The organism is Streptomyces tremellae (genome assembly GCF_039540215.1).
Classification (GTDB): Bacteria; Actinomycetota; Actinomycetes; order Streptomycetales; family Streptomycetaceae; genus Streptomyces; species Streptomyces tremellae.
In genome coordinates, this window is the sequence record NZ_BAABEP010000100.1 from 1 (window position 1) to 12,510 (window position 12,510).

A 12,510-nucleotide genomic window follows, 5' to 3' on the forward strand; every position below is an offset into this window, starting at 1 on the left:
CACCGCCAACTCCGCGAGCGCGGCATGCAGGTCGGCCGGCAGGGCCAGCCGCACCAGTCCGCCGGCGTGATCGGCCGCCGCGGACCGCGACCGGTCGAGGGGCAGCGGCGTCTCCTCGGGCGCCCCGGCCAAGGCCTCACGCCAGTAGGCGAGTTGACCGGCGAGCACGCTGTCCGGGTCGTCCGCTTCGCCCAGCAGCTCCCGCTGCCACAGGCTGTAGTCGGCGTACTGCACGGGCAGGGGCTCCCAGCCGGGCGCACGTCCTGCGCAGCGTGCCGCGTACGCCTCCGAGAGGTCTCGCCACAGCGGGGCCACCGACCACCCGTCGGCCGCGATGTGGTGCACCACGAGCACCAGCACGCACTCGCCGGTCACCACCGGGTCGTGGTCCGCCGGCGCCTGTCCTGACACCGGGGTGAGCAGGGTGGCCCGCAGCGGGATCTCGGCCGCCAGGTCGAAGGCGCCCAGGGACGCGCGCGCGACGCCGGATTCCAGTTCGGCGGCGGGGGTGGGGACGAGGGTCAGGCCGGCGCTCGCGTCCCCCGGGGGGAGGATCTCCTGGTACGGCTCCCCGTCCTGCTGCGGGAAGCGCGTACGCAGGCTCTCGTGCCGGGCGAGGACGTCGTCCAGCGCGGCCCTCAGCGCCGCGACATCCAGCCGTCCTGACATCCGCAGCACCAGCGGGATGTTGTAGAGCGCGGTCGGGCCCTCCAACTGGTCGAGGAACCACATCTGACGCTGCGCATACGACGCGGGAATCACAGGAACTCCTTACGGGCGGGCGCATCCGGCGGAGGAAGGGGAACGACTGTGGGGGCTTCAGGGCAGTCGCGACCCCGGCGGCGGGCGGGGATCCGGGCGCCGGCCGAACCGTGCATCCACTCCAACGGGTGCGATACTCCAGAGACGTTCCTGCTCACGGCATCGGTGGGAGCCACAGTTACGGCGCGCCCGGCCGGTCTCACGCCTCCACGTCGGCGGGGTCTGCCGCGGGCGGCACGCGTGCCGTTCCCGCGCGGAGGGCGTGCGGAGGGGATCCCGGCGGGGGGCACGGGCCCGCCGGCGGGGCCCGGCGGCCCCCTGCCGGCGTCGTGCCGTGCGGCGGCTCGACCGTAACAGCGGTCGTCACCGATGTCTTTCGGCCCCGCGCCACCGGAGCATGGCGTGCGGAAGGCCCGGTGCGGAGCGGCGGAAGGCTGCCCCACTCGTCTGCCGGCCCTCCGGCAGGGCGGGCGGGCTCCGGCCGGCCGCCCGCGCCACCGGCCCGCACGTGTCAGGGCGCCTTCGCGGCGCCCGACTCCGAGAAGTCCCCTCGCCGATTCGGGAGCGACGCATGAACAGGACCGACTCCAGGGAGATCGCCGCAGATCTTGCCGCCGACACCGCTCTCCTCGAAATCGCCGAGGTCCTCGGCCTTTCCGCACTCCTCGACCGGGACGCGCCCTTCGCTCTCCACGAGGCGGCGGCCGCCGCGGACGTGCCGGAGTCCGGCGCCGCCGCGTTCCTCGACGCCCTCGTCCACGCGGGCCTGGTGGAGCGCGGCGGGGATCCGCACACCTTCGTCCCGGGCTCCGACCTGGCCGACCGCAGGTACGCGGCCGGCTACCTCTCCTGGGCGCTCGACGCGAACCGCCCGTACATCGACCGGGCGGCGTCGTTCCTCCGCGACCCCGCGGCGGCGGGCGCGCGGTGGCAGCGGGAGGGGCGGCGCGTGGCGGTCTCGTCCCGCTGGATCGGCTCGTACGGCTTCTACCCCGGTGTCGTCTCGGAGGTCACCAGCCGCAAGCCGCGGCGGATCGTGGATCTCGGAGCGGGAGCCGGCGGCCTGCTGATTCACCTGCTGACCGCACTGCCGGACAGCACCGGCCTGGCACTCGACCTGAGCCCGGCGGCCTGCGAGGAGGCCGGGCGGGCCGCCCGGCGGGCGGGGGTCGGCGACCGCCTGCAGGTGGTGAACCGTTCGATCGAGTCACTCGTCGAGGACCACTCGCCTGTCCATGGCGCGGACGTCGTGCACGCAGGGTTCGTGCTGCACGACGTCGTGGGCAGGCCTGACGTGCTCGACGGTGTCCTGCGCACCTGCCGGGCGTCCCTCGCTGACGGGGGGTGCCTGGTGGTGACCGACGCGGTGCCCTACGTCGGCGACCCGAGGGAGCGGCGCTTCAGCACACTGTTCACTTACCTGCACGCCAGCTCGATGGACGTGCGGCTGCCGCCCGAGGAGGAGTGGCGTGCCGCGTTCCACCGGGCCGGGTTCTCCGACGTGGCCACCACACCGCTGCGGATGCCGGGCAGCCGCATGTTCGTGGCCGCCGGATAGGACGGGAGCACTGTGAGGATGTCGGCCGAAGAGACCGTGGCACGGGCGAGAGCCCTCTACGACGCGCGCGCGAAACGGGTGCCCATCGCCCCGTTCACCGACGCGGACCCCGCACTCGGCATGGACGACGGGTACGCCGTCCAGCGTGAGCTCGTACGCTTGCTCGTCGCGGACGGCGACCGCGTCGTCGGGTACAAGGCGGGGCTCACCTCCGCTGCGATGCAGGACATGTTCGGCGTCGGCACACCGGATTACGGACCTGTGCTCGCCTCCACCGTGTACGCCGACGGGGCGACCGTGTCGTGCGACGCGTTCATCGCGCCCAAGGTGGAGGCGGAGATCGTCTTCCGTCTCGGCGCGCCCCTCGCGGGCCCCGGTGTCACGGTGGAGCAGGCGCGCGGGGCCGTCGCCGAGGTCATGGCGGGTCTTGAGATCGTCGACTCCCGCATCGAGGACTGGCGCATCGGGCTCGCCGACACCATCGCCGACCTCGCCTCGAACGGTGCGGTCGCCCTGGCCGGGCCGGGCCTTCGCGCCGGCGCCTGCGACCCCCGTCTGATCGGCATGGTGTTCTCGCGCAACGGCGAGACCGTGGCGACCGGGGCGGGCGCCGCGGCCCTGGGGGACCCGGTCGCCGTCGTGGCCTGGCTGGCGAACGTGCTCGGCGAGCGCGGGGTGCCCCTCAAGGCGGGGCAGCTGATCATGACCGGGGCGCTCCACGCCGCGGTCCCGATGGGCCCGGGGGACACGTTCGTCGCCGAGTTCGACCGCCTGGGCCGCATCACGCTGCACGTGGACGGCGGCCGGGACACGTCGCGCGGGTCTGCCCGCGAAGAAGGGCGGTAAGCCATGGACACGGCCAGGAGGAGAGACGGGCGGCTGTCGGCGGCGGTGCTCGGTGCCGGCCTCATCGGAGTGGACCTGGCGGCCAAGATCGGGCGTTCGCGCTCCCTCGACTGCCGGCTGGTCGTGGCGCGCGGCGACGACACGCCGGGTCTGCGGCACGCGGCCAGGCTCGGCCTGCCGACCGCTTCGGGCGGCGTCCGGTCCCTGCTCGACGCTCCGGAACCGTTCGGGGTGGTCTTCGACGCCACCAACGCCGCGTCGCACGCCGAGCACGCGGAGCTGTTGCGCCCCCTCGGGACGAAGCTCGTCGACCTGACACCGAGCAAGGCGGGGCACATGGTGGTGCCGACGGTGAACGGGACGGACGTCCTGGAGCACGGCGACATCAGCATGATCAGCTGTGGCGGTCAGGCGTCGATACCGGTCCTGCACGCGCTCGCGCGGCAGCACAGGATCGACTACGTCGAGGTGGTGACCACCGCGGCCAGCCTCAGCGTGGGCCGGTCCACGCGCCTCAACCTCGACGAGTACGTGGAGACCACGCAGGACGCGGTCCGCGAGTTCACCGGGGTCGAGAACGTCAAGGCGATCCTCAACGTGAGCCCCGCGAGACCGCCCGCGACCTTCCGGGTCGCCATGTCCGTCCTGGGCGCGGGGCTGACCCGGGAGTCGGTGCGCGCGGTCCTCGCGACCGCGACGGCCCCGGTCCGGGCGTTCGCCGGGGGCTTCGAGGTCACCGCGTCGGTCGTGGAGGACGGCAGGGCCCTCATCGCCGTCGAGGTCACCTCCTCCGGGGACCGCATCCCGCGGTACGCGGGCAACCTCGACATCATCAACTCCGCGGCGCTGTACGTCGCCGAGGCGTACGCGGCGGCGCGCGTCCCGACCGCGGGCACGGTGCTGTCGTGACGCGGACCGCGGACGGGAAGAGCCGCGTGCGGAAGCCGGTTCTCGTCCATGACCCGACCCTGCGCGACGGACACCACGCGGTACGCCACAGCCTCGGCCCCGACCAGCTCCGCAGCTACGCGTCCGCCGCGGACGCAGCAGGCGTCCCCGTGGTCGAGGTGGGCCACGGCAACGGCCTCGGCGCCTCCTCCCTCCAGGCGGGCAGGGCCCGGCTCGGGGACGGCGAGATGCTGTCCGTCGTGCGCGAGGCTTTGCAGAACAGCAGAATGGGCGTCTTCATGATCCCCGGCTGGGGCACCGTCCGGGACCTCAGGAACGCCATCGCCCACGACGTCGACCTGGTGCGGATCGGCACGCACTGCACCGAGGGCGACCTCGCGGAGCGGTATCTGGGGTTTCTCCGCGACGCCGGTGTCGAAGCGCACGGCGTCCTCCTGATGAGCCACATGGCCACCCCGGGGCAACTGGCCGAGGAGTGTGCGCGCCTGGTGGCGTACGGGGCGACCGGTGTGGGGATCCTCGACTCCTCAGGCCACTTCCTCCCGGCGGACGTCACGGAGCGCGTCGGCGCCATCCGGCGGGCCGTCGACGTGCCGGTGATGTTCCACGGGCACAACAACCTGGGCATGGCGGTCGCCAACTCGGTCGCGGCGGTGGAGGCGGGGGCGGACATCGTGGACGCCTGCGCCAGGGGCTTCGGCGCGGGCGCGGGCAACACCCAGCTAGAGGTACTGGTCCCGGTGCTCGAACGGATGGGGTTCGCCACGGGCATCGATCTGTACGGGCTCCTGGACGCGGCGGACATCGCAGGACGCGAGCTGATGCCCGCTCCGCCGTCCATCGACTCCGTCGGTGTCGTCAGCGGACTGTCCGGAGTGTTCTCCGGCTTCAAGAACCGGGTACTCGACGTCTCCCTGCGCGAGGGGGTCGACCCGCGTGACGTCTTCTTCGAGCTGGGCGAACGCCAGGCGGTGGCCGGCCAGGAAGACCTCATCGTGGACGTCGCGCTCGCCCTGCGGGACGGGGCGGGCGGCAGCCGGGCCGCCGCCGGGGAGCCGCGGTCTTCCGGCCAGGTGTGACAGCGAAGGAGGAGCACGCCGTGTACGAGGTACTCAGGAGCATCCTGGTGGACGACCTCCAGATGACGGAGGAAGACGTCGTGCCGACGGCCGGCCGCGAGGAAGTGGGCCTCGACTCCCTCGCGGTTGTGGAACTGGCGGCGCTGCTGCACGACCGGCTCGGCGTGGAGATCCACGACTGGGAGCTGATGGAGGCCGCCACGGTCGCGGACGTCGCACGGCTGGTGGAGGAACGGCTGCCGCGCGCCGGGGCGGAGGCCGCCGACACACGCACCTGAGCCCGGCCCGCTGCCACCGGGTCCGGCCACCGGATCACGGACCACGACGCACGCGCACGGCGGGAGCCGCGTCCGGCGCGCCCCGGCAACGGCGCGCCAGGACCGAACAAGAAGGCAGGGAACCGTGAATCGGAGTACCACGACTGAGCTCGCCCGGACGGTCGACGGCAGTTCGCTGTCCCGCCATGTGGTCGTCGCCCCGGGCATGTGCAGCGGCGGATCGCTGGTCTTCGGCCGGATCGGGGACTGGACCTGGGAGGCGGTGGCGGCCGCCTGCCGGACCAACGTGCACGCGGCCCGCACCCCCGAGGGGCAGCCCGCCTACCTGTCCTTCTACTACTTCCGCGTACGCGGCGGCGACGCCGTCCACCCCCACGGCCTGGCCTTCGGCGACGAACTCCAGGTGACCTCGCGGGTGTTCCAGTTCGGCAGCCAGGCGGTGATCACGCTCCACCGGCTCGCGCCTGCGGGGCTCGGCCTGGCGGACACCCCGCTGTCCCCCGCGGAGCTGTACGAGCACCCCCACCCCGACTGCCTCTACGCAGAGAACTTCAACCGCTGGATCGCCCGCAGCCGCCCCGGCAGCAACCGCCGGCTGTCCCAGGTCGCGCCGCCGGACTTCTCCTACGGCGCTCTCCCCCGGCTGCCCAACCCCTACTCGCCGCGCACGCTCGTCGGGCGCGCCCGCGAGGCGGGCAGCTTCTACGCGACACCGCCTCCCGGTCTCGTCCCCGCGGGCCCCGCCCACACCTCGGAGTACGCGCTCGACGTCGTGCGCGACCTCAACGGCGCCGGGCTCGTGTACTTCGCCTCGTACTTCTCGATCTTCGACACGGCGCTGCTGCGCGTGTGGCGGTCGCTCGGCCGCGGCGACGCGCAGTTCCTGCGGCGCAAGGTGGTCGACCAGAAGGTCGGGTACTTCGGCAACGCGGACCCTGGCGCGGTATTCACCATCACAGTGCGCAGGTGGCGCAGCACGGCACGGCCGTCGATCGAGGCGGCCGACATGGCTTTGCGCGACTCCGGCACGGGTCGTCTGCTCGCCGTCGCCGGCGTGGAGATCGACCTCGACGCGTCCTAGGTGTTCTGTCCCCGGGGGCTGCGGACGGTGACGGGGCTCACGGCTGACCGATCGTGAAACGGGTGAGGGCCTTGTGGCCCGGTGTGGATTGCAGAGAAGCACCGGCGGCCGGAAAGGCGCTCGTGCCTCACCGCAGTGCACCGCCGGCCGAGACAGGACGCCTGTGCCCGGCCGGCTGCGCCGTGGACGACGGAGGGCCGCTGCGGGGGGCCGCCGCACGCTTCCAGGTCTCGGTGAGTACCGCCCAGAGGTGGGCTGACCGCCGCCGGCTGCACGGCGGCGCCGGCATGGCCGACCGCTCCAGCCGCCCGCACACCGGCCCGTGGCGGACCCCGACCCCGCGCCCGGCAGCCCCTCCCCTACGGCGGCGGCTCACAAGGCACCCGTCCAGGGCCGCGGGCCGCGAGAACCGCGCCGACACCGGCTACCGCCACCCGCGCACCGCGCTCACGGGCCGGCGACCCGCGCGTCCCGGACGTCACAGGGCGATACACCTGGCGCTCCCGCCGCGCCTTGTCCGTCCACCCGTTCAGGACCGCCGTCTCCTGACGTCTCCGCATGGCCGTCTGGGTGTGCCCGGGAGACCCGCACACCGCCGTTTCGCGGTCAGGGCGTGGAGGGGCCGCCCAGCCTCGACCGGCGCGTGCGCCGCGCGAGACGTCCCTCAGGAGGCTGGCTGCCCGGGGCGCGCCCAGTGCATGCCGTCGGGCGACTCGACCAGGCCGCCCTCGTACAGGGCGTCGTCGCCCATGCTCTCGCCGAAGATCGCCTGGACCTGGACGCGGGAGCCCTGCCAGTGGATCTTCCGTGACCGCTCCAGCAGATCCGCCCTGCGCTTCCGGCTCGACGAGGGCGCGGTACTGATCAGCGCGCTCTCGTCGGACGCGCCGCCGCCCACGAGTTCCACGAACGACTCCGTATCCGTGGCGGAACTCCCGGTGATGTTCTTCGCCTCTCGGAAGTACGCGTGCTCGTCCCTCTGCATGTCGTAGAACGCGACCAGGAAGTCGTGGAACACCTCGTACTCCCTGCGGTAACGGGTCTCGTACTCACGGAAGCAGTCGGCCTCGGCGATCGCGCCGCTCAGCGCGGTGTTGATCGACCGGGCCGCCAACAGGGCGCTGTACGTGGACAGGTGGACGCCGGAGGAGAAGAGGGGATCGATGAAGCAGGCGGCGTCACCGACCAGCGCCATGCCGGGCCGCCAGAACCTCTCCTGGATGTAGGAGTAGTCCTTGCGGATGCGGACCTCTCCGTACGGCCCCTCCGTGACCCGCTCCGCGTCCGCGAGGAAGCCGGCGATGAGGGGGCACTCGCCGATCAGGCCTTCGAGCACCTTGGCACGGGGCCCGTCCTTGAGGCGTTCCGCGCTCTCGCGCCGCAGCACGGCGCCGACACTCGTGAGTTCGTCGGAGAGGGGGATGTACCAGAACCAGCCCAGGTCGAACGACGCACAGGTGATGTTCCCCGACCCGGGAGCGGGCGCGCGTTTTCCGCCCGTGAAATAGCCGAACACGGCGATGTTCTGGAAGAACTCCGAGTACCTGCGCGCGCCGCCGATGCGCTTGTGTATGCGGCTCCTGTTGCCCGAGGCGTCCGCCACGAACTCGGCACGGACCTCCCGCCTGACGCCGTCGGCGTCGTCGTACCGCACGCCGCGGATCCGGCCGTCCTCTTCGAGGACGTCCACGGCATCGCAGCGTTCGCGGACGTCCACGCCCTTGCTGCGGGCGTTGTCGAGGAGGATCTTGTCGAACTTCATCCGCTCGACCTGGTAGGCGTAGGACGTGGGTCCTGAGAACTTCTCGGAGACCGAGAAGTCGAAGCTCCAGGGCTCCGCGTTGAGCCCCCACCGGAAGGTGCCCCCGTGCTTCTTCACGAAGCCGGCGTCCGCCACCTCGTCCGCGACTCCGAGAAGGCGGCAGATGCCGTGCACGGTGGACGGGAGCAGGGACTCACCGATCTGGTGCCGCGGGAACTGCTCCTTCTCCAGGAGCAGCACCCGGTGGCCCTGGAGCGCCACCAGCGTCGAAAGCGTGGAACCACCTGGCCCACCCCCGACGACCACTACGTCGTAATCTGACCGCACAGCAGAATTCACGCCTTCTCTGCCTCTCATGTCGCTCGCCGGTGGGCAGCGGTTCGCCGGTTCTCCGCCATCGTCACGCCCGGCGGGGAGCCCGGCATCGGCGAGAGCCACCGTTACGTGCGCCGGGCGGTCGGCCGCGCGGAGGCCGTCCTGCCCCGGCGGTGCGTCATGCCCGGTCGCGTGCCCGCAACCGGGGCCTCGGACGCTTGGGAGGAGCCGCGTACGCGGCGAGCAGGTGGTCGGCGAGCGCGGTCGGTGTGGCGTGGGCGAAGACCGTCGCGGTGGTGAGCTGGACGCCCGTGGCCGCCCCGAGCCGGTTGCGCAGGCGCATGGCGGTCAGGGAGTCGAAGCCCACCTCCGTGAAGCGCCGGCCGGGCGCGATCGCGTCCGTGCTGGTGTACCCCAGCACGGCGGCGGCGTGGGAGCGTACGAGGTCGAGCACTTCCCGGCTCCGTTCCGTCTCGGGCAGGGCGCGCAGGCGTCCGGCGAGAGCGGCCGGGTCCTCGGCCCGCGCCGTGCGCTCGGCTGCGTCTGCCGCGAGCCGCCGTACCTCCGGGACGCCGCTGAGCAGCCGTTCCACCGTGCGGGCCTCGAACGCGGCGGTGAGGCGGGGCCAGTCGGCGTCGAAGACGACGGAGGTCCCGCCGTCCGCGAGCGACCGCTCCAGCGCCGTGAGCGCCGACCGCGGATCCATCGGGACGAGGCCGCTGCGGTCCACATTGCGCGCGGCCTCGCCGCTGCTGACCGCCATGCCCGCGTCGGCCCACGGCCCCCACGCCACCGACGTGGCGGCCAGCCCCTCGGCCCGCCTCTGCTCGGCCAGCGCGTCCACGAGTGCGTTCGCCACCGCGTAGTTCGCCTGCCCGGCAGAGCCCACGACGCCCGCGTACGAGGAGAACAGCACGAACGCGGAGAGCCCCAGGTCCCGTGTGGCCTCGTGCAGATGCCGTGCCGCCTCGCTCTTCGACCGCAGGACCGCCTCGAAGCGCTCGGCGGTCAGCCCTTCGAGCACGCCGTCGTCCAGCACCCCGGCCGTGTGGACGACCCCGGTCAGCCGCTCCCGTGCCGTCACGTCCGCCACCAGCCGGGCGACGGCCGCCCGGTCGCCCACGTCGCAGGCCACCACCTCCGTGCGGGTGCCGAGCTCCTCCAGCTCCCTGCGCACGCCGTCCGCGCCGTCGGCCCGGGGGCCGCGGCGGGAGACGAGGACCAGGTGCTCGGCGCCGGCGCGTGCCAGCCATCGCGCCACACGCCGGCCAAGCGCTCCCGTGCCGCCCGTGACCAGCACGGTCCCCGAGGGGTGCCACTCCGCGCTGCGGCGGCCGCCCGCGGGGGCCCGCACCAGGCGGCGGCAGAACACGCCCGCTCCGCGGACCGCCACCTCGCGCTCGTCCGAGCTGCCTGCGAGCACCCATGCCAGACGGTCCATGACCCACCCGTCGAGCGCGTCCGGCAGGTCCACCGTCCCGCCCCGGCGCTCCGGGGTCTCAAGCCCGACCACTCGCCCGAGGCTCCACACCCCGGCCTGGTCCGTGTCCCGCGTCCGCTCGGCGCCGTCCACGGACACGGCACGGCGTGTGACGGACCACACCGGGGCGCGCACCCCCGCCTCGCCCGCCGCCTGGACCAGGGCCAGCGTCAGCGCCACCCCCAGCGGCACCGCGCCATACACGGCATGCCGCCCCTCCACGAGCGCAAGCAGCGACAGCACTCCGGCGATCCCGGCGCCATCGGTCCCCGCCAGCGCGGCGCGCAGCGGCCCCGCCGCCGCGCTCTCGGTGGCGCCCGTCGCCAGCTCCACGACGCGGGTCGACGCCCCGCGAGCCGCCACCGAGTCCACGACGTGCGACACCCACGCGTCGTCGGTGTACCCCTCGGGGACGACCACCAGCCAGGTGCCGGTCAGCGTGCCGGTCCCGCCGGCCACCGGCGTCCACGCCACCCGGTAGCGCCTGGCGTCCGCCGACTCCCGTTCCCGCTGGCGCCGCCGCCACGCGGACAGCACCGGGAGTGCCGCCGCCACCGACTCGCCGGCGCCGTCCCCGTCCTCGACCGCCAGTTCGCGCGCCAGCGCGCGTGCGTCACCGCGCTCCACGGCCTCCCAGAAAGCGGTGTCCGCGAGGGCCGGGAGCGTCTCGTCGCCGGCCGCGACCGCAGAGGCCCCGCCGGGCACGGCGGGCGGTCGCATCCAGAAGTGCTGCCGCTGGAAGGCGTACGTGGGCAGGTCCACGCGCCGCGGCGGGGGCCCGCCTGCGGCGGCGTGGGCCGCCCAGTCGACGGCCATGCCCCGCACGTACGCCTGGGCGAGCCCCTCGGCCAGGGAACCGGCCTCGTCCGCGTCCCTCCGCAGGACCGGTGCGAACACCGCGTCGGGCAGGCACTCCTGTCCCATCCCCGAGAGGACCCCGTCGGGGCCGAGTTCGACGAACGTCGTCACTCCCCGCTCGGCCAGGGCCGCCACCCCGTCGGCGAAGCGCACCGTCTCCCGCACGTGCCGCACCCAGTAGTCGGGGGAGCGCAACGCGTCGGGCGAGGCGACCGCACCGGTCACGTTCGACACCACCTGAAGGCTCGGCGGGCCGAAGGAGAGCCCGGCAAGCACTTCGCGGAAGGGCGCGAGCAGCGGCTCCGTCAGCGGCGAGTGGAAGGCGTGCCATACCCTGAGCCGCTTCGTCTCCACACCCCGCGCCTCCAGTGTCCGCACGACCCCGGCCACCGCGGCCTCCCCTCCGGAGAGCACGACGGACGCGGGGCCGTTGACCGCCGCCACGCCCACCTCGTCCGCGCAGCCCGCGAGCAGCGGCGCCACCTCGGCCTCCGCCGCCCGCACCGACACCATCACCCCGCCCGCGGGCAACTGCCCCATCAAGCGGCCACGCGCAGCCACCAGGGCGCAGGCGTCGTCCAGCGAGAACACCCCTGCCACGTGTGCCGCCACCACCTCCCCCAGCGAGTGACCGCCCACGAGGTCAGGCCGCACCCCGAACGACTCCACGAGACGGAACAGCGCCACCTCGACCGCGAACAGCGCGCACTGCGTGTACTCCGTCCGGGCCAGCGCCTCGGGGTCGCCGAACACCACGTCCCGCAGCGGCCGTTCCAGCAGGGCGTCGAACCGCGCGCACGCCGCGTCGAAGGCTTCGGCGAACACCGGGAACCGCTCGTGAAGACCCCGCCCCATGCCGAGGCGCTGGCTCCCCTGCCCGGAGAACAGCACCGCCGACTTCCCGGGAAGAACAGCGCCGCTGACCACACCCGCCGCGGGTTTCCCCGACGACAGGGCCGCGAGGCCGGCCAGCAGCCCGTCGCGCCCCGCCGCGACCACCACGCCACGGTGCTCGAACTCCGACCGGGACGTGGCGAGCGACGCCGCCACCGCCGCCGGCGCAAGGCCGTCGTCGGTGCGCACGCGCTGCGCCAGGCGCTCCGCCTGTGCACGCAAGGCCGCCTCAGACCGCCCGGAGACCGCGCACGCCACCACGCTCCCGTCGCTCGCGGGCGGCTCCGCGCGCTCCTCCCGCGGTGCCTGCTCGACGATCACGTGCGCGTTGGTGCCGCTGATCCCGAACGAGGACACACCGGCCCGCCTGGGCCTGCCCGCCTCGGTCCACTCCACCGCCTCGCGCAGCAGCCGCACTCCCCCCGCCGACCAGTCCACCTCCGGCGTCGGCTCCTCGACATGCAACGTCCTCGGCAGCACACCGTGCCGCATCGCGAGCACCATCTTCATCACACCCGCCACACCCGCAGCAGCCTGCGTATGCCCGATATTCGACTTCACCGACCCCAACCACAACGGCCGCCCCACATCCCGCCCACACCCATACGTCGCACACAACGCCCCCGCCTCGACCGGATCACCCAACCTCGTCCCCGTACCATGCGCCTCCACCACATCCACCTCACCC

The 12,510-nt window shown here is 73.6% G+C and carries 9 protein-coding genes and 1 pseudogene; 7 read left to right on the top strand and 3 right to left on the bottom strand.

Annotated features, from left to right (window positions below; genetic code table 11):
- Nucleotides 1-762 (bottom strand): condensation domain-containing protein (locus tag ABEA77_RS32530; protein ID WP_345655568.1); only part of this gene is annotated, 762 nt, incomplete at its 3' end.
- 571 nt (nt 763-1,333) lie between these two features.
- Between ABEA77_RS32530 and ABEA77_RS32535 the strand changes: the two genes are divergently transcribed.
- From ABEA77_RS32535 to ABEA77_RS32565, 7 genes and pseudogenes are all read left to right on the top strand, one after another.
- Complete coding sequence (locus ABEA77_RS32535) at nt 1,334-2,320, top strand: class I SAM-dependent methyltransferase (RefSeq protein WP_345655570.1); 987 nt, start codon at nt 1,334-1,336, stop codon at nt 2,318-2,320.
- An 18-nt stretch (nt 2,321-2,338) separates the two neighbouring features.
- Nucleotides 2,339-3,166, top strand: coding sequence for a 2-keto-4-pentenoate hydratase (locus ABEA77_RS32540; protein ID WP_345655572.1), 828 nt, complete (start codon nt 2,339-2,341; stop codon nt 3,164-3,166).
- 3 nt (nt 3,167-3,169) lie between these two features.
- Nucleotides 3,170-4,075 (top strand): acetylating acetaldehyde dehydrogenase, encoded by a 906-nt coding sequence (locus tag ABEA77_RS32545; RefSeq protein WP_345655574.1) that lies wholly within the window; start codon nt 3,170-3,172, stop codon nt 4,073-4,075.
- Between the two features lie 26 nt (nt 4,076-4,101).
- The gene (dmpG, locus tag ABEA77_RS32550; RefSeq protein ID WP_345655576.1) at nt 4,102-5,154 is read left to right on the top strand and encodes a 4-hydroxy-2-oxovalerate aldolase; all 1,053 of its coding nucleotides are present in this window, start codon (nt 4,102-4,104) and stop codon (nt 5,152-5,154) included.
- Nucleotides 5,155-5,174: 20 nt separating this feature from the next.
- Nucleotides 5,175-5,432: an acyl carrier protein gene (locus ABEA77_RS32555; RefSeq protein WP_345655578.1), complete on the top strand. Its 258-nt coding sequence runs from the start codon at nt 5,175-5,177 to the stop codon at nt 5,430-5,432.
- A gap of 124 nt (nt 5,433-5,556) precedes the next feature.
- Nucleotides 5,557-6,513, top strand: a complete 957-nt coding sequence (locus tag ABEA77_RS32560; RefSeq protein ID WP_345655579.1) for an LnmK family bifunctional acyltransferase/decarboxylase — start codon at nt 5,557-5,559, stop codon at nt 6,511-6,513.
- Between the two features lie 122 nt (nt 6,514-6,635).
- Nucleotides 6,636-6,851: pseudogene (locus ABEA77_RS32565) on the top strand (helix-turn-helix domain-containing protein); the annotation flags it as partial.
- A 326-nt stretch (nt 6,852-7,177) separates the two neighbouring features.
- On the opposite strand, the gene ABEA77_RS32570 reads toward ABEA77_RS32565, so the two are convergent.
- Both ABEA77_RS32570 and ABEA77_RS32575 read right to left on the bottom strand, forming a co-directional pair.
- Nucleotides 7,178-8,632: a tryptophan 7-halogenase gene (locus ABEA77_RS32570; protein ID WP_345655581.1), complete on the bottom strand. Its 1,455-nt coding sequence runs from the start codon at nt 8,630-8,632 to the stop codon at nt 7,178-7,180.
- A 136-nt stretch (nt 8,633-8,768) separates the two neighbouring features.
- Nucleotides 8,769-12,503 carry a type I polyketide synthase gene (locus ABEA77_RS32575; protein WP_345655583.1) on the bottom strand — a complete coding sequence of 1,245 codons (3,735 nt, stop codon included), beginning with the start codon at nt 12,501-12,503 and terminating at the stop codon, nt 8,769-8,771.
- Between the last annotated feature and the right edge of the window lie 7 nt (nt 12,504-12,510).

What these genes read in the sequence shown, in the direction of transcription:
- ABEA77_RS32570 (WP_345655581.1), bottom strand. Translation starts at nt 8,632, where the DNA reads ATGAGAGGCAGAGAAGGCGTGAATTCTGCTGTGCGGTCAGATTACGAC.
- ABEA77_RS32535 (WP_345655570.1), top strand. Translation starts at nt 1,334, where the DNA reads ATGAACAGGACCGACTCCAGGGAGATCGCCGCAGATCTTGCCGCCGAC.
- ABEA77_RS32545 (WP_345655574.1), top strand. Translation starts at nt 3,170, where the DNA reads ATGGACACGGCCAGGAGGAGAGACGGGCGGCTGTCGGCGGCGGTGCTC.
- ABEA77_RS32540 (WP_345655572.1), top strand. Translation starts at nt 2,339, where the DNA reads ATGTCGGCCGAAGAGACCGTGGCACGGGCGAGAGCCCTCTACGACGCG.